The following is a 17,147-nucleotide window of genomic DNA, read 5'->3' on the forward strand; positions in this document are numbered from 1 at the left end:
CTGACAAATTTCAGAACTTTTAGAGATTTTATTTGCTCACTTTTTGCGCAGCAAGCCTCATCATTGAGCATAAAAAAACCGGTCCGAGAAATGCCCCGTCAGGGACACTCTGCAGACCGGTTTCCACCACGCCCGGATTGACTGGCTTAATCAGCCAAGCCAGCGCCTCGCATTCCTGAACATGCGGATCCAGGGACCATCTTCCTGCCAGCCATCTGGCCGCCAGGAGTGCTGCACCGCCCGGAAAACACGCTCTGGGTGCGGCATCATGATGGTCACCCGGCCATCCCGGGAAGTAACACCAGTAATGCCAGCCTCTGAACCGTTGGGGTTGTAAGGATACCGCGCGGTCTGCTGGCCCCGGTTGTCCACATACCGCATGGCCACCAACTCGCTGTCTGCAAGGGACTGAGCCGAATTACCAGAGGCAAACTCCACTCGACCCTCACCATGGGCAACGGCAATCGGCATGCGAGAACCGGCCATGCCATCAAGGAACGCAGACGGTGACTGCGCCACCTCCACCATGACCAGGCGGGCCTCAAACTGTTCGGACTGGTTACGTACAAAACGCGGCCAACCTTCGCTTCCCGGAATCAGTTCATGCAAGTTGGAAAGCATCTGGCAACCATTGCAAACGCCCAACGCGAGAGTGTCCTGACGGTTGAAGAAGGCAGCAAACTGATCTCGCACCCGATCATTGAACAGAATGGACTTGGCCCAACCCTCACCGGCGCCCAGAACATCGCCGTAGGAGAAACCACCACAGGCAACCAGGCTCTGGAATGTCTCGAGCGTAATGCGACCGGACAGCAGATCGCTCATATGGACGTCTACTGCCTCGAAACCAGCCCGATCAAACGCTGCAGCCATTTCAACCTGGCCGTTAACGCCCTGCTCCCGAAGCACCGCAACCTTCGGGCGTGCACCGGTACTGATATACGGCGCAGCAATATCTTCATTGATGTCGTAACTAAGCTCAACACTCAACCCCGGATCGTTCTCGTCCAGCAGGTTGTCGAACTCTTCCCGGGCGCAGTCCGCGTTATCCCGCAGCGACTGGATACGGTAACTGGTTTCCGCCCACAGACGCTGCAGCTCGGTACGGGATTGATCCACCACGGTGTCACCACCGAATGTCAGGCGCACGCGGTCCTTGTCATTCAGTGTGCCCACAACGCTTGTATGGTCGCCCAGGCCGGCGGCCGAGAACTGCTGCAGGACAAAGCTGGTGTCGTCACGGCGAACCTGGATCACAGCGCCCAGTTCTTCGTTGAAGAGCTCACGGGCAAACTGGGAGCTGTCTTCGGCAAGACCATCCAGCTTGATGTCCAGACCTGTCCGGCCTGCAAACGCCATTTCCGCCAGCGTGACAAACAGACCACCGTCTGAGCGGTCATGGTAAGCCAACAGCTTTCCGTCGGTGTTCAAACCCTGCACGACTGCAAAGAAAGCCTTGATATCTTCCGGATCATCCAGGTCAGGCGCTACCGCGCCAACCTGACGGTACACCTGCGCCAGTGCAGAGCCACCAAGGCGATTCTGGCCGGCGGCCAGGTCAATCAGAATAAGGTCTGTTTCACCGGCATCCGATCGCAACTGCGGAGTAAGTGTACGGGCAACGTCGGTTACCGGCGCAAAACCACTGACAATCAGAGACAGCGGTGCGGTAACACTCTTCTGCTCACCGTTGTCCTCTTCCCAGGTGGTTTTCATCGACATGGAATCTTTACCCACCGGGATGGTAATACCCAGGTCCGGACACAATTCCATGCCAACCGCTTTTACGGTCTCGTACAGGTTCTCGTCTTCACCCGGGTGACCAGCCGCGGCCATCCAGTTAGCCGATAAACGAATGTCAGAGAGCTTACCGATTGCCGCCGCCGCCAGGTTGGTAATCACTTCACCTATGGCCATTCGGCCTGAAGCCGGAGCGTCAATCACCGCCAGCGGCGTGCGCTCGCCCATGGCCATAGCCTCACCGGTGCGTACGTCAAAGGATGCCGCAGTAACCGCCACATCGCTGACCGGCACCTGCCAGGGCCCAACCATCTGATCACGGGCGACCAGCCCGGTGATGGTTCGGTCACCGATGGTAATCAGGAAGCTCTTGGAGCCCACCGACGGCAAGCGGAGTACGCGACGAATGGCGTCGTGCAAATCGATCTTGGTGGAATCGAAGATCGGTTTGGTAAACGACGAACGCGCAACACTGCGATGCATTCTCGGCGGTTTGCCAAACAACACTTCCATTGGCAGGTCGACGGGCTTGTCATCAAAATAGGAGTCACCCAGTTCCAGGTGGTGCGCCTCGGTAGCTTCACCGATCACAGCATAAGGACAGCGCTCACGGCGGCAAAGGGCATCGAACAAGTCCAGATTTTCCGGTGCCACGGCCATCACGTAGCGTTCCTGGGATTCGTTACACCAGATTTCCAGGGGTGACATGCCCGGCTCGTCACTCGGGATGTCACGCAATTCGAATTTGCCGCCCCGCCCCCCATCTTTGACCAGTTCAGGCATGGCGTTGGAGAGACCGCCCGCGCCCACATCGTGGATGAAGCAAATCGGGTTGTCTTCCCCCATCTGCCAGCAACGGTCAATCACTTCCTGGCAACGGCGTTCCATCTCCGGGTTGTCCCGTTGAACCGACGCAAAATCCAGATTCTCATTGCTGGAACCGGAATCCATGGAGGACGCAGCGCCACCTCCAAGTCCGATCAACATGGAAGGGCCGCCCAGCACGATCAGTTTGGCGCCGACCGGGATATTGCCCTTCTCGACGTGATTCTCGCGAATGTTACCCAGGCCGCCGGCAATCATGATGGGCTTGTGGTAACCACGCACTTCTTCACCCGCCGCACCGGGAACCTTCTCTTCAAAGGTCCGGAAGTAACCCGCCAGGTTGGGCCGGCCAAACTCGTTATTGAAAGCGGCACCACCGATGGGACCTTCAATCATGATATCCAGCGGCGAGGCGATCCGGTCCGGCTTGCCATAACCAAACTCCCAAGGCTGCTCGTCGCCCGGAATATTAAGGTTGGAAACGGTAAAGCCTGCAAGGCCCGCCTTGGGCTTGGAACCACGACCGGTCGCACCTTCATCGCGGATCTCGCCACCGGAGCCTGTTGCGGCGCCGGCAAAGGGTGAGATAGCAGTCGGGTGGTTATGGGTTTCCACCTTCATCAGAATATGCACCGGCTCCCGGTTATAACTGTAAACACCGGTTTCCGGTGCCGGGAAGAAACGGCCCGCCTCGCTACCAGTAATAACTGCAGCGTTGTCCTTATAGGCAGAGAGCACACCTTCGCTGTTCATCTCGAAGGTGTTCTTGATCATTGCAAACAGGGATTTTTCCTGGCCTTCGCCATCAATATCCCAGGAGGCGTTAAAGATCTTGTGGCGGCAATGCTCCGAGTTTGCCTGGGCAAACATCATCAGCTCGACGTCCGTCGGATCACGCTCAAGGTCGGTGAACGCCGTTACCAGGTAATCGATCTCGTCGTCGGCCAGGGCAAGGCCGAGGCGCCCGTTTGCCTCAACCAAAGCACCCCGGCCACCGGCCAGCACCGGCACCCGGCCGAGGGGCCGGGGCTCGTCATGACTGAACAGCAACTCGGCGCCACCCGTCTCATGGAATACTTTCTGGGTCATGCGGTCATGCAGCAGGGTTGCAATTTTTTCTCGCTGTTCGAGGCCAAGCTTGCTGGAGGAGCGAACGTAGTAAGCGATACCGCGTTCAATTCTGCGAATCTGTCGCAGGCCACAGTTGCGAGCGATATCGGTAGCCTTACTGGACCACGGAGAAAGTGTGCCTGGGCGCGGGACCACCAGAAACAAAACACCATCTGGCTGCTCCAGTTCGACACTGGGTCCGTAGGTCAGAAGGCGATCAAGTATTGCCTGTTCCGCATCGGAAAGGTCGGCATCGAGATCCACAAAGTGCATGAATTCTGCGTACACATGCTCCACATCAGGAACAAGTTGCTGAATCCGGGAGTGCAGCTTTCTGGAACGGAAAGGCGAGAGCGCGGGAGCGCCGCGAAGTTCAAGCATGATATCAACCTGTATCGCGCGAATCGGGGGACGTCTGAAAGGCCGCCATGATACTTGAAACCGAACGCAGGATACAGCGCAAGGTAGGTTCTTTAGCGGCTGTACAATTAACATTGTTTTGCACAGTAATTAATCAGTTTGATTGACCCCGCTGAAGTCTCAGGGGATCATTGGTCAGGAGCATGGAAAGCCTCAGGCATCATAAAACAGGAAAAACAGTGACCCGGTCACAACCTCCTGAACATTGAGCTATATGGAGATCAGGGATTTGTCGCGATTTTTCAGGCATCTTCGCAGTACCAGTTTACCGCTGGCGTTAGTGTTGACCACAGCATTGTCCGCGACCGGCTGTTCCCGCCCGACCACGCTCCAGGAGGTCAGGGACGTGGGTGTGCTTCACGTGATTACCCGCGTAGCGCCTTCCATCTACTACGAGGGCCGAGACGCACCAACCGGATACGATTACGAGCTTGCCAGCCGGTTCGCTGAAGAACTGGGGGTCGAACTGCGTGTGCGGGTGGCCGAAGACAACACCGAAATTCTCTCCGTACTCTCGCGTAATTACGCCCACATCGGCCTCGCAGGCATGGCGGAGCAACCCGATTTTGAAAGCAGGTATCGCGCAGTTCCCATCGGCGTGCAGGCGCAATCGGTTGTGGTTTATAACCGTGATTTCCCCCGTCCAGCCTCACTGGCCGACCTTGGCGGTGAAACCCTGCACCTGCTCGCTGACAGCAACCATGAGCACCTGATTGCCGATGACCCGGAAGGCACCCAGGTTCACCGGCACATCCATCCTGGGCTGGATGCTGCGGGGCTGCTGGCGAGGGTTGAAACCGGAGAAATTGCCTACGCTGCCGTTTCATCGAATGAGCTGGACCTGAACCATGTCTACTTTCCGATGGTCAAGGAAGGCTTTGCTCTAGGTGAGCCCAGAGACCTGGTGTGGCTGTTCCCGATCGCCCAGGACGAAACGCTGGCAAACGCTGCCAAAGATTTTCTGGAGCGGGCCAGGGACAATGGCTCAATGGCCCAACTGGCAGAACGCTTTTACGGCCACCTCGACCGTTTGAACTATGTGGGCGCGCGCACATTTATGCACCACGTGGAAAATCGCCTGCCGAAGTACCAGTCGCTGTTCCAGAATTACGCAAGAGACATTGACCTCGACTGGCGACTGCTGGCTGCGATCGGTTACCAGGAATCCCACTGGCGTCCGAACGCAGTGTCACCCACCGGGGTTCGGGGCTTGATGATGCTCACCCGCACCACCGCCAGCTACATCGGCATCAACAACCGCCTTGATCCTGAAGAGAGCATTGAAGGTGGCGCCCGCTATTTCAAGATGGTGCACGCCAAGATCCCCGAGCGTATTCCGGAGCCTGACCGCACCTGGTTCGCCCTGGCATCTTACAATGTCGGGTTCGGCCACCTGGAAGATGCGAGAAGGTTGACGGAATCCGCCGGAAGAAATCCGGATCGCTGGATGGATGTTAAAGAGTTTCTGCCGCTGCTGGCCCAGAAAGAGTGGTATACCAAAACCCGCTTTGGCTATGCCCGCGGCCACGAACCGGTGGTGTACGTTCAGAACATTCGCCGGTACTACGATGTACTCACCCGCATCACGGAGCCCGACCAACCCAAACCTGACGCTGATCAGGAAGTGGTGTGGCTTGATCGGCAGTCTGAAGAAGCAGCCGCACAGACAGCATCACCTGAGACGCCGGGGCCGGATTTGCGGGCAGCCTTGCCGCCGGAACTGGGGATGATTCCGCCCACTCTGTAAGTGGGCAGTTGCTCCCCAGACTCACCACGAGAACCCATCGCCCCATTCTTCCTCACGTGCTTCCAGCGCCCGCTCTACCTGAGTCGCGGAGAAGCCTCTGCGACTCAGGAATCGTGACTGCCGTAGCTTCTCCGGCAAATCATCGTCCAGCCGCCCCAGACCGTAACGTTTGGCACGCAAGCGAACAGCCCGCTGGCACCAGTCTTCCTCTGAGACTTCATCGAGACATTCCGGAGTGAAATGAACGCCCCGCTGTTGCAGCTCTGCCAGAATCCTCAAGGGCCCATAGCCAAGGTCCATTCTCTGCCGGGCATACACATCGGCAAAGCGCTGATCGCTCAGCCAGCCTTCGCGCTCATACTCGTCGAGAACAGTATCAATCAGATCGCCTTCAATACGCCGTTGCCGCAGTTTTAATGCCAGCTCGTAACGACTGTGCTCTCTGCGGGCGAGCAGGCGCAGTGCCGCAGAGCGGGCTTTGTATTCCGGGTCCTGATCTTTTTCGTGTTTTGCCATAAAGCCCCTTCCCGCAAATGCATCCAAAACGCTAGACTAGCGGCCGATTCTTTCAACTACCCGGCCCACGCCTGTGAGCCGATGAACGGTGGCGGCCCACTTTGCCGCCACTGCTGACTGGTTTCAATCCCGAAGGATACCTTTGTATGGCTGCATTCATTCAGAAACTGTTCAAGTCTCGCAAGGCCAACCCGGCAACCGCACCCCGGACACCGGCAAAATCTGAACCCAGTCAACCCTCACAGGAACAAACCAGGCAACTCCTGAAAAAACAGCAGGAACAACAACTCGGAAGCAACCCGGACCAGGCCCAACTGACAACATTGGCGATTGACGGGGTGACCGCAGCCATCCGACTTGAAGCTGCCGCCGCTCTTACAGATGAGACCCAGCTACAGCAGGTCCAGAAACAGGCCAAGGGCCGGGACAAAAGTGTTTACCAGACCGTCAAGCAGAGCCTTCAAAGCCTGAAGGAACAGCAAGCTGCCGAAGCCGCCGTTCGCCAGCGAATCAAAACCCTGATCGGCCAGGCTGAAGACCAGGCCGCCAGTGAAGACCTCAAGCTCTATCAGGCGCGGCTGGAGGCACTGCAGGATAACTGGAGTGAGGTCCAGTCAAGCGCCACAGCAGAGCAATCCCAGCAGTTTCTGGAAGCCGTGCACCAGTGCCGGGAGCGCCTGAAACAGATGGAACAGGCGCGGCAGGAGGAGGCACGCCACCGGGAACAGGCGCTTCAACGCTCAGAGACACTGGCCCTGCTTGAGCAGACCCTGAACGACCTGACTTCCCAGGAACCCAGCACCCTACCCTCCCTATCCGCCCTGGATGCCCTGCAGAAGACCCAGGAAAACCGATGGCTGGAAGCCACCCGGGATACCCAGGTAGAGAAGCAGGAGCAAAAAGATTACGAATCGCGAATGCTGGCACTGCGCAACTATCTCAGTGCGGTTCGACGGTTTACACAGGCCAGGGACACTCTCTCAGAACTAACACAGGTAGCAGGTACTGAAGAGGCTGACGATGGCCATCGTCAGAAAGCCCTGGCGCTGCTGAAGGAAATTGAGTGGCCATCAGACTTCCCCCAGCCAGCTGAGCTTGCGCCGGTTCGCAAACTGGCGGGCAAACCACGGCCAGCTCAGCCGGCCGGCGGCAACCGGGACGAGCAGAAAGCCGCCGCCGAGGCACTGCACAACACCCTTCCGAAGCTGGAGTCGGCCCTCGAGGCCAAGCAGTTCAAGGAATCCAAGCAGCTGCTCAAGCTCGCCCAGAACCAGTTCCAACAATTGGACGGTCGCCAGCGCAAACAGCTTCAGGCCAGGATGCAACTGCTCACCGGCCAGTTCCGAGAGCTGAGCGACTGGCAAGGGTTTGCGACAGAACCCAAACAACTCGCCCTCTGTGAACAGATGGAGCACCTGGCGGATCAGCCCATTGAGCCGGAGATCAAAGCCGAGCGCATCAAAGAACTGCAGAACGAATGGCGCGACTTGGGTGGCTCATCCGACCGGTCGCTCTGGAGTCGTTTCAAAGCGGCGTCCGATACAGCTTACGAGCCCTGCAAAGCCTACTTTGAGGCAAAATCGGACCTGAAACAGGCCAACCTGCACACGCGGGAAGCGATCTGTGACCAACTGGAGCATTTCCTGGCCAATGCAGACTGGTCGGCCATCGACTGGAAGGCGGCCGAGCGCATTCACCAAACCGCCCGTCAGGAATGGAAAAGCGCCTGGCCGGTGGATTTCAAAGACAATCGCCTGGTTCAGAAGCGTTTCGACGAGCTTCTCAAAAAACTGGAACGTCCTCTTGACGATGAACGCCTGAAGAACGAAGCCCTGAAGCAGACCATTGTTGACCGCGCAAGGGCACTGATCGAGCACGAACCCCTGCAGGAAGCCATGGAGCAGGCGAAGGCACTGCAAACCGAATGGAAAGCCATCGGCATTACCCGCCACCGGGAAGATCGCAAAATGTGGCAGGCATTCCGCAAAGCCTGTGACCAGATTTTTGCGCGCCGGGATGCCCAGCGTTCAGCACGTCAGCAGGCGACAGAAGAGGCGGACCACGCCGCACAGGCCGTGCTGGCCCAATACCAACACCTGGGCGCAGAAGCCGATGACGCCGTGCTGAGTGACGCCCGGGGTGCGGTAAAGCAGATTGCCGGCGGCGCGCTTTCGGGTGAGGTTAAAGAACGGGTTCAACAGCTGCGGCAACGGCTGGACAGGATTACCCAGGCCAGAGCAATGGCCAATACTCTCGAGTCCTGGAAAACGCTGATCACCGACAAGGCCCAGGGACGCCTGGCCGACGATGCCCTGCCATCCCATTGGGCCAAACTGTGCAACGGGACCGACCGATTAGCTGGCAGAGATCTGGCTATACGAGCCGAAATTCTGGCGGGCGCCGCCACTCCGGAACAGGACCAGCAGCGCCGGATGGAAATTCAGGTTCAGAGGCTGGCAGAGGGGCTTGGTAATGGCGAGACCGAAACGCCGCTCAAAGAGCTGGAACGACTGGTGGCCCTGTGGTGCAGCCAGCCTGGCGGCGATGATGTAACGCCGGAAAATGCCGACCGTCTGAACCGGGCGCTGGATGCCATGCTTGCGTCAGACTGAACTCAGTCCCGCTGGTGCTCACTGACAAAATCCCTGGCCTGCTTCACCGCGGCCAGGGATTTTTGTTTCATCTCTTTCAACTCTTCATCTGCCAGATAAAACATCATATCAATCGTGTGCCGATAGTAGCGGGCGGGCAACCGGTTCAAAGCCACACACATCACGTCTGTCAGGTAATCCGCCGTGTCCGTTTCCTGCCGAGTGGCGTCAATGGCGTCCAGCACCAGCCGTTCGTAGAAGTTGTCGATCGCGTCTCTCAGTGACATAACCACACCTATGCCTGCTTGCTGATGATCTACTCTTCAACATAGAAGGCGAACCGCCTGCTGTCATTGTGACTGAGCAATTTAGCCAATGGGATTGGCAGCGCCTGTCATTACCCAGCGCAGCGAGTAACCGCTATGGTTACTGCTCTGAATCTAACGTGCCCGGAAAACAATCAACAGAGGAACAACCATGACAACCGAGGCGTACATCTTCGATGCCGTCCGCACGCCACGCGGCCGCGGAAAGAAAGACGGATCTTTGCACAGTGTCAAACCCATCTCCCTGCTGACCACCGTGCTCAAGGCGCTGCAGGAGCGTAACCAGCTCGATACCGCCCAGGTAGACGACATTGTAATGGGTTGTGTCACCGCCGTGGGCGATCAGGGTGCGGATATCGCCAAGACCGCAGCCCTGGCCGCCGACTGGGACGAAAAAGTGGCCGGCGTCACTTTGAACCGTTTCTGCGCCTCCGGCCTGGAAGCCGTTAACCTGGCTGCCATGAAAGTGCGTTCCGGATGGGAAGACATGGTGGTTGCCGGTGGTGTAGAGGCGATGTCTCGCGTTCCGATGGGCTCCGATGGCGGCGCCTGGGCCACAGACCCGGAAACCAACCTGCACACCGGTTTCATGCCTCAGGGCATCGGTGCCGATCTGATCGCCACTCTGGAAGGCTTCAGTCGCGAAGATGTCGATGGCTTTGCTGTGAAATCCCAGCAAAAAGCGGCCAGCGCCTGGGATAAGGGCTACTTTGCGAAATCCATTGTGCCGGTCACCGACCAGAACGGCGTGGTGATCCTCGACCGGGACGAGCATGTACGCGGTAACACCACCGTAGAATCGCTGGCCGGCCTCAAGCCTTCCTTTCAGATGATGGGCGAAATGGGCTTTGATGGCGTCGCCCGAGAGAAGTATCACTACGTAGAGAAGATCAATCACGTGCACCACGCCGGCAACTCCTCCGGCATTGTCGACGGTGCCACCGCCATGCTGATTGGCAGCGAAGCCAAAGGCAAAGAACTGGGCCTGAAGCCCCGCGCACGCATTGTCGCCACCGCGGTCACCAGCACAGACCCCACCATCATGCTCACCGGCCCTGCCCCCGCCGCCCGCAAAGCGTTAGAGAAAGCCGGCATGACCGTGGACCAAATCGACCTGTTTGAAGTTAACGAAGCCTTCGCCTCAGTGGTGATGCGCTTCCAGAAAGAACTGTCCGTTCCGGACGAGAAAGTGAATGTGAACGGCGGCGCCATCGCCATGGGCCACCCGTTGGGAGCCACCGGCGCCATCATCCTCGGCACTTTGCTGGATGAACTGGAACGCCGTGAACTGCGCTACGGCCTGGCCACCCTGTGTGTGGGCGGCGGCATGGGCATTGCCACCATCATCGAGCGCGTCTGAACACCACTTTCAAAAAAAAGGAACCGACCATGAGTGCCATCCAATACGACCTGGGTTCAGACCAGATTCTGACCCTGACCATCGACATGCCAGGCCAGTCCGCCAATACCATGAATGGCGAATTTCGGACCGCCCTGACCGACACCGTCAATAAAGTCAAAGGTGACCTGGACAACATCAAAGGTATCATTCTCGCCTCCGCCAAGAAGACCTTCTTCGCCGGCGGCGACCTGAACGAACTGTACAAAGTCACCCGCCAGCAGGCCAAAGAATTCGAAGATATGGTCAACGGCCTGAAAGCCGACATGCGGGTGCTGGAAACCTGTGGCAAACCTGTGGTGGCTGCCATCAACGGCACCGCTCTGGGTGGTGGCCTGGAACTCGCCCTGGCCTGCCATCACCGCGTTGCCATTGATGACGACCGCACCCAACTAGGCTTGCCAGAGGTGACCTTGGGCCTGCTACCCGGCGGTGGCGGTACCCAGCGTCTTCCCCGGATGATTGGTCTGGAAGCCGCCTTCCCGTTCCTGATGGAAGGAAAGAAGGTTAACCCCAAAGCAGCCCTGAAAGCCGGAATCGTGAATGAACTGGCCAGCTCATCGGACGACATGATCGCCAAGGCCCGGGCCTTCATCGAAGCCAACCCCAAGTGCCAGCAGCCCTGGGACCAGAAAGGCTTCCGATTCCCCGGCGGCGCCCCGCACCATCCTGCCATGGCGCAGAAGCTGGCCATCGCACCCGCGATGCTCAAGCAAAAAACCAAGGGCTGTTACCCTGCCCCTGAGCGGATTCTGGCCGCCGCCGTGGAAGGCGCCCAGGTGGACTTCGACAACGGCAGCCTGATTGAAACCCGCTACTTCGCCGAATTGGCCACCGGCCAGGTGGCCAAGAACATGACCGGCACCTTCTGGTTCCAGCTCAACGCCATCAAGGCCGGCGGCAGCCGCCCGGACGGTGTTGAGAAAGGAACCTTCAAGAAAGTGGGCGTACTGGGTGCTGGCATGATGGGTGCCGGTATTGCCTACTCCACTGCCAGCCGCGGTATTGAGGTGGTGCTGAAGGATGTTTCCGTGGAAAACGCGGAGAAAGGCAAACGCTACTCCGAAAACCTGCTGGCCAAGAAAGTCAGCCGCGGCCGCATGACCGAAGCCCAGAAAGACGAGGTGCTGGCCCGCATTAAAGCCACGGGTTCCGCCGACGATCTGGAAGGTTGCGATCTGATCATCGAAGCAGTCTTTGAAGACAGCGATCTCAAAGCCAAGGTAACCCAGGAAGCCGAGCCGAAAATGGTGGCCAACGGCATCTTTGCCTCCAACACCTCCACCATTCCCATTACCCAGTTGGCCAAGGCTTCTGCCAAGCCGGACAACTTCATCGGTCTGCACTTTTTCTCCCCGGTGGACAAAATGCAGCTGGTGGAAATCATCGTTGGCGAGAAAACCTCCGATGACACCCTGGCTCGGGCGTTCGACTACGTGCAGCAAATAGGCAAGATCCCCATTGTGGTGAACGACAGCCGCGGCTTCTTCACCTCCCGAGTGTTCGGTACGTTCGTGAACGAAGGCATCAGTATGCTGGCTGAAGGCATTCATCCCTCAAGTATCGAGAATGCAGGGCTTCTGGCCGGCATGCCGGTGGGGCCACTGGCCATCTCCGACGAAGTCAGCATGACGCTGATGCAGCACATCCGCGCGCAGAGCAAGAAAGACACCGAAGCCGCCGGCGGCACCTGGCAGCCACACCCGGCCGAAGCGGTCATCGATGCCATGGTCGACACCCATGGTCGCAAGGGCAAAGCCGCCGGTGCCGGTTTCTACGAGTACCCGGAGAAAGGTAAAAAGTGCCTGTGGCCGGAACTGGAGAACCTGTTCGTAGACCAGGCCAAGGCTCGCAGCGCCCAGCTGCAGGACCTGAAAGACCGCATTCTGTTCATGCAGGCGATCGAGACCATCCGTTGTCTCGAGGAAGGCGTGCTGAGAACCGTGGAAGATGCCAACATTGGCAGCATCTTCGGCATCGGCTACGCCCCCTGGACGGGCGGTGCCATCCAGTTCGTCAACCAGTATGGAGTTCGTGCTTTCGCTGAACGGGCACAGCAGCTGGCGGACCAGTATGGTGAGCGCTTCACGCCACCAGCACTGCTTCTGCAAAAGGCAGAAAACAACGAGTCCTTCGCCTGACCCAACCGGCCGGAGGGATTCCTCCTCCGGCCATTTTACGCCCCCTCCTCTTTACTTCCTGCAACCTGCCCCAATCTGAAAAGATAGGCAGCAACGTATATGGACATATTGTCACGAAGCGATACCCATGGCCTATGGCAACAGGTGTAGCGGTTGCCTACAATAAATTCATTACGGGTCAGAGCCGTCGTCACAGTCATCGGCGTCTGAACATGTTAGGCTGAAATCCGATTGTTCAGCCGTCCAGTATCGTCAGGTATGCATTTATGGCCATTGCGGAAAAACTCATGCAGCGTCACACCAAGCCATCCAGAGCCAGCAGGGTGGGCGCTTGCACAGCACTGACACTCTCTTTGCTGATGTCTGGCATGTCCGTCGCGCAGGCAAAAATTGACGACACGGCGGTTTACCAGCCTGTGGCCCCAACCATTGACCAGGCCCGGGCCAACATCCTGATCGCTCGCCAACTGCAATTCACACATTTTCGTAATCTTGGCATCAGTGATGAGCTGTCTGGCGATGTTTTCGATGCGTACCTGAAATACCTGGATGGCCAGCGCATCTATCTGTCCCAACAGGATATCGACCTGCTCGCCAAGGCAAAATCCCGGCTCGGTTCCGCCCTGAAAACAGGCCAGCTTCAGCCAGGGTTCGAGATCTACAACCTGGTCCAGCAGCGCATCATCGAGCGGCTTCAGTTTGCCCTGAACGTTATTGATAACGGCCTGGATGAGCTTGATTTCAACACCGATGAGCGCATTCGGGTGGATCGCTCCAAGGCCGACTGGGAACCAGACCAGGAAGCCCTCGATGCCCTCTGGATCAAGCGAATCAAGAATGCCGTACTGGCCCAGCGCCTGAACGGTACGGAAGACGACACCATCAAAGACAACCTGCGCCGCCGGTATGAAGGTCAGCTGAAACGCGCCTACCAGGCCCGCAGCGAGGATGCGTTTCAGGCGTACATGAATGCCTTTGCCGGCATGTGGGACCCGCACACGTCCTATTTCTCACCGCGCACGTCTGAAAACTTCAACATCAATATGAGCCTGTCACTTGAGGGCATCGGTGCGGTCCTGCAATCCGACAACGAATACACCAAAGTGGTTCGCCTGGTGCCGGGTGGCCCCGCCGCCAAGCAGGGCCAACTGCAAACGGCAGACCGTATTATCTCCGTGGCTCAGGAGGGCGAAAAGCCGGTAAACGTCATTGGCTGGCGTCTGGACGAGGTGGTTGACCTGATACGTGGTCCCCGTAACTCCACCGTTACCCTGGAAGTGATTCCTGCCAACGCCGCCGACGAGAGCGTCACCCGCACCATTGCCATCAGCCGGGATGAAGTCAAACTGGAAGAACAAAGCGCCAGCAAGGACATCATCGAGCTGAACCGTTCCGGCGAAACCTACCGTGTTGGCGTGATCACCATTCCGACCTTTTACGCCGACTTCCAGGCCATGCAGGCCGGCGACCCCAACTACAAGAGCACGACCCGTGACGTTCGCAGGCTTCTGGACGATCTCAAGGAACAAGGTGTTGACGGCGTCGTCATGGACCTCCGCAACAACGGTGGCGGTGCCCTGCATGAGGCCAATGACCTGGTAGGCCTGTTTATCGACAAGGGCCCCACCGTGCAGATTCGTAACGCCAATAATGATGTGCAGATTCTTAACGACGAAGACCCCTCGGTTGCCTACGACGGCCCCCTGGTGGTTTTGGTGAATCGCATGAGTGCCTCGGCCTCGGAGATCTTTGCCGGCGCCATTCAGGATTACGGCCGCGGCCTGGTGGTGGGCTCTCAGACCTTCGGCAAGGGTACGGTTCAAGCCGTGCGGCCACTGAACCACGGCCAGCTGAAGATCACCCAATCCAAGTTCTATCGGGTGTCTGGTGGTTCTACCCAACATAAGGGTGTCATTCCGGATATCGAGATTCCGTCACGGGTCGACACGTCGCGAATTGGCGAAGACGCGCTGGATCATGCCCTGCCCTGGGACCAGATCGAAGCCGTGCCCCACACCCGGTACTTTGATTTCAGCGGTGTTATTGACGAGCTGCGCAGGCGCCATGAAGCCCGTTTCTCGGCCAGCCCCGAATTCAGCCTGCTGGAGCAGGAAATTGAGTTCCTGACCAAGCAACGTGAAATGACCTACGTCAGCCTCAATATGGATGAACGCAAGGCACACCACGAACAGATTGAGAGAACTCGGCTGACCATTGCCAACGCACGTCGGGAACTGCGCGGAGAAGAGCCGTTCAAGACCCTGGATGAGCTGGAACAATGGCAGGACGAACAGGCCGCAGATCTCGACAGCACCGATGAAGAGCTGGACTTCGTGATCCGCGAGGGTGGTCATATCATGGCCGACCTGCTCGAGCTTGATCAGCGTACCGCGTCTATCCTGAAGCCAACACAATTTGCCGCCAAGGCTGAAGCCAGATAATCGCCATGGCTGACGGGGCAACGAAGGATCAACCGGAAAGCAGCCAACGGGCCCGCGTCCTGCAGGACATGCTGCTGGACGCCCTGCATGCCATGCGTTCCATGGAGCAGGTGGAAAGCATTGAACAGCCCGGCGGCCGGAATAAAACCTCCGACGGCATTATCGATCGCATTGTGGGCTTTACCGGCTCGGCACTCCGCCTGGGTGCCCGGGCCACCGACACCTCATTGCGGGTGGGACGGGCCCTGGTCAATTCCCAGGACCAGCTGCGAACCATGCTCGCTGCCGGCCAGTCCCTGAAAGACATCCGGGAGGTGGCCGGCCTCACCCTGTCTGAGATGAGCGAGGCGCTGAACCTCAAGGATAAGTCCCTGCTTGAGGCCATCGAAAACGGCACCTCTACCCTGTCTTTCGAGCTGATTCTGCGCCTGGCGGCGCTGATCGCCAGGAACGACCCCATTCCGTTCATCATGCGTACCACCCGGAACTATAATCCGGAGGTGTGGCAGATTCTGAACGATTGGGGCATCGGCCGCATTCCCCTGCAGTTCGAGCGGGAAAGGGAATTTATCAATATCTTCCGGCGCCACGATGACGCCCGCAATCTCTCGGACGAGGGGTTCCGCAAGGTATTGGAGTTCACCCGCCATAGCTTCGAGATGTCGATGCACTTTATCGAACAGCAGGAAGCCGAGATGGAGGAGCTGAAGGCAAGCCTGCAGCCCTCCGGACCTACAGAGAAAAAAGCGCCCTCAAGCAAATAATGCACGCATACCGGTGATGTTCGGATTCCTGACAGCGCCTTTTTCTGTAACAATCGCATCAATCAGGCTGGCTGGCGTCACATCAAACACCGGGTTGAACACCTCCACGCCAGCCGGTGCCAGCGGAATTCCCCGAATTTCCCGCACCTCGGTGCCATCACGTTCTTCGATAGGAATATCCTGGCCGGACTCCAGCGCCATATCCACTGTGCTGGAGGGTGCCACCACCATGAAACCGACCTTGTGATGGCGGGCCAGAACGGCCAGATTGTATGTACCTATCTTGTTCGCCACATCGCCATTGGCGGTAATCCGGTCGGCCCCAACGATCACCCACTTAACTCTGCCGGAAGCCATGATGGCCGCCGCTGCGCCATCGGCGTTCAGGGTGACCGGAATTTTGTCGCGGGTGAGTTCCCACGCCGTCAGCCTGCTGCCCTGCAACCAGGGCCGGGTTTCGTCCGCGTACACCCGGCTCAGCAGCTTTTCCTCGTGCAACCGGCGTATCACGCCGAGCGCCGTGCCATAGCCGCCGGTTGCCAGGGCACCGGTGTTGCAGTGCGTCAGCACCGACATGGCCTTTTCAGGCGCCATGACTTCCAGCGCATGGTCCGCCATGGCAAGGTTCGCCGCGAGATCTTCCTCATGAATGCGCACTGCTTCGGCGGCCAGCTGACGGGTGGCTTCGGCCAGGGATTCACAGCGCTCAAACACGCCTTTCATGCGCTCAAGAGCCCAGAACAGGTTAACCGCCGTTGGCCTGGATTGCGCCAGCTCGTCAATGGCCTTGTGCACCTCTGCCCGCCAATCGCCTGCGCCCGCATGCCTGGCGGCCAGGGCAACACCATAGGCGGCACTGATGCCGATCGCAGGGGCTCCGCGCACCACCATATCGGTAATGCACTGGGCAACACCGGAAGCGCCTTCCGCTTTAATCCAATGCTCTTCTGCAGGCAGCAGGCGTTGGTCCAGCAACTCGAGGCTATCGCCATGCCAGCGCAGGGCCACGGTGCCCATCGATCGATTGGCAGTGTGTTTTGCCATAGTCAACTCCATTCCGGTGGCTGAAAGCCGCCAGTATAACGCCAAGGCGCCCGTTTGCCTGCCCGGTTTGAGCATCAATGCCC

10 protein-coding genes are annotated in these 17,147 nt (G+C 58.3%); 6 read left to right on the forward strand and 4 right to left on the reverse strand.

The window, feature by feature from the left end; all coding sequences use genetic code 11:
- Window positions 1-150: 150 nt before the first annotated feature.
- Window positions 151-4,056 (reverse strand): phosphoribosylformylglycinamidine synthase, encoded by a 3,906-nt coding sequence (gene purL, locus QUE75_RS12320; protein WP_286250474.1) that lies wholly within the window; start codon window positions 4,054-4,056, stop codon window positions 151-153.
- 253 nt (window positions 4,057-4,309) lie between these two features.
- Between purL and mltF the strand changes: the two genes are divergently transcribed.
- Window positions 4,310-5,842: a membrane-bound lytic murein transglycosylase MltF gene (gene mltF, locus QUE75_RS12325; protein WP_286250476.1), complete on the forward strand. Its 1,533-nt coding sequence runs from the start codon at window positions 4,310-4,312 to the stop codon at window positions 5,840-5,842.
- A gap of 21 nt (window positions 5,843-5,863) precedes the next feature.
- Here mltF and QUE75_RS12330 read toward each other — a convergent pair whose 3' ends face one another.
- Entirely contained in the window at window positions 5,864-6,358 is a 495-nt protein-coding gene (locus QUE75_RS12330) for a regulatory protein RecX (RefSeq protein WP_286250478.1), read from the reverse strand.
- Window positions 6,359-6,504: 146 nt separating this feature from the next.
- Between QUE75_RS12330 and QUE75_RS12335 the strand changes: the two genes are divergently transcribed.
- The gene (locus tag QUE75_RS12335) at window positions 6,505-8,970 is read left to right on the forward strand and encodes a DUF349 domain-containing protein (protein WP_286250480.1); all 2,466 of its coding nucleotides are present in this window, start codon (window positions 6,505-6,507) and stop codon (window positions 8,968-8,970) included.
- A 2-nt stretch (window positions 8,971-8,972) separates the two neighbouring features.
- Here the strand turns inward: QUE75_RS12335 and QUE75_RS12340 are convergent, their stop codons facing one another.
- The gene (locus QUE75_RS12340) at window positions 8,973-9,236 is read right to left on the reverse strand and encodes a late competence development ComFB family protein (protein ID WP_058090209.1); all 264 of its coding nucleotides are present in this window, start codon (window positions 9,234-9,236) and stop codon (window positions 8,973-8,975) included.
- Between the two features lie 190 nt (window positions 9,237-9,426).
- Here QUE75_RS12340 and QUE75_RS12345 point away from each other — a divergent pair, with 190 nt between their 5' ends.
- The 4 genes from QUE75_RS12345 to QUE75_RS12360 all read left to right on the forward strand — a co-directional run bounded on the left by QUE75_RS12345 (window position 9,427) and on the right by QUE75_RS12360 (window position 16,020).
- Complete coding sequence (locus tag QUE75_RS12345; RefSeq protein WP_058090210.1) at window positions 9,427-10,635, forward strand: acetyl-CoA C-acetyltransferase; 1,209 nt, start codon at window positions 9,427-9,429, stop codon at window positions 10,633-10,635.
- A 29-nt stretch (window positions 10,636-10,664) separates the two neighbouring features.
- A complete protein-coding gene (locus QUE75_RS12350; protein WP_286250484.1) occupies window positions 10,665-12,815 on the forward strand; it encodes a 3-hydroxyacyl-CoA dehydrogenase NAD-binding domain-containing protein in 2,151 nt (716 codons plus the stop codon).
- A gap of 266 nt (window positions 12,816-13,081) precedes the next feature.
- Entirely contained in the window at window positions 13,082-15,256 is a 2,175-nt protein-coding gene (locus QUE75_RS12355) for a carboxy terminal-processing peptidase (RefSeq protein ID WP_286250486.1), read from the forward strand.
- Window positions 15,257-15,261: 5 nt separating this feature from the next.
- On the forward strand, window positions 15,262-16,020 hold the full coding sequence (locus QUE75_RS12360; RefSeq protein ID WP_286250488.1) for a helix-turn-helix domain-containing protein: 759 nt from the start codon (window positions 15,262-15,264) through the stop codon (window positions 16,018-16,020).
- Here QUE75_RS12360 and mtnA read toward each other — a convergent pair.
- Window positions 16,009-17,064: an S-methyl-5-thioribose-1-phosphate isomerase gene (gene mtnA / locus QUE75_RS12365; RefSeq protein WP_061333134.1), complete on the reverse strand. Its 1,056-nt coding sequence runs from the start codon at window positions 17,062-17,064 to the stop codon at window positions 16,009-16,011. The two genes, QUE75_RS12360 and mtnA, sit on opposite strands and share 12 nt — an antisense overlap.
- Between the last annotated feature and the right edge of the window lie 83 nt (window positions 17,065-17,147).

This window comes from Marinobacter shengliensis, assembly GCF_030297115.1.
Taxonomy (GTDB): domain Bacteria; phylum Pseudomonadota; class Gammaproteobacteria; order Pseudomonadales; family Oleiphilaceae; genus Marinobacter; species Marinobacter shengliensis.

Excerpts from the sequence above, each read along its gene's own strand:
- QUE75_RS12360 (WP_286250488.1), top strand. The coding sequence starts at position 15,262 with ATGGCTGACGGGGCAACGAAGGATCAACCGGAAAGCAGCCAACGGGCC.
- QUE75_RS12345 (WP_058090210.1), top strand. The coding sequence starts at position 9,427 with ATGACAACCGAGGCGTACATCTTCGATGCCGTCCGCACGCCACGCGGC.
- mltF (WP_286250476.1), top strand. The coding sequence starts at position 4,310 with ATGGAGATCAGGGATTTGTCGCGATTTTTCAGGCATCTTCGCAGTACC.
- purL (WP_286250474.1), bottom strand. The coding sequence starts at position 4,056 with ATGCTTGAACTTCGCGGCGCTCCCGCGCTCTCGCCTTTCCGTTCCAGA.
- QUE75_RS12340 (WP_058090209.1), bottom strand. The coding sequence starts at position 9,236 with ATGTCACTGAGAGACGCGATCGACAACTTCTACGAACGGCTGGTGCTG.
- QUE75_RS12350 (WP_286250484.1), top strand. The coding sequence starts at position 10,665 with ATGAGTGCCATCCAATACGACCTGGGTTCAGACCAGATTCTGACCCTG.
- mtnA (WP_061333134.1), bottom strand. The coding sequence starts at position 17,064 with ATGGCAAAACACACTGCCAATCGATCGATGGGCACCGTGGCCCTGCGC.
- QUE75_RS12335 (WP_286250480.1), top strand. The coding sequence starts at position 6,505 with ATGGCTGCATTCATTCAGAAACTGTTCAAGTCTCGCAAGGCCAACCCG.
- QUE75_RS12355 (WP_286250486.1), top strand. The coding sequence starts at position 13,082 with ATGGCCATTGCGGAAAAACTCATGCAGCGTCACACCAAGCCATCCAGA.
- QUE75_RS12330 (WP_286250478.1), bottom strand. The coding sequence starts at position 6,358 with ATGGCAAAACACGAAAAAGATCAGGACCCGGAATACAAAGCCCGCTCT.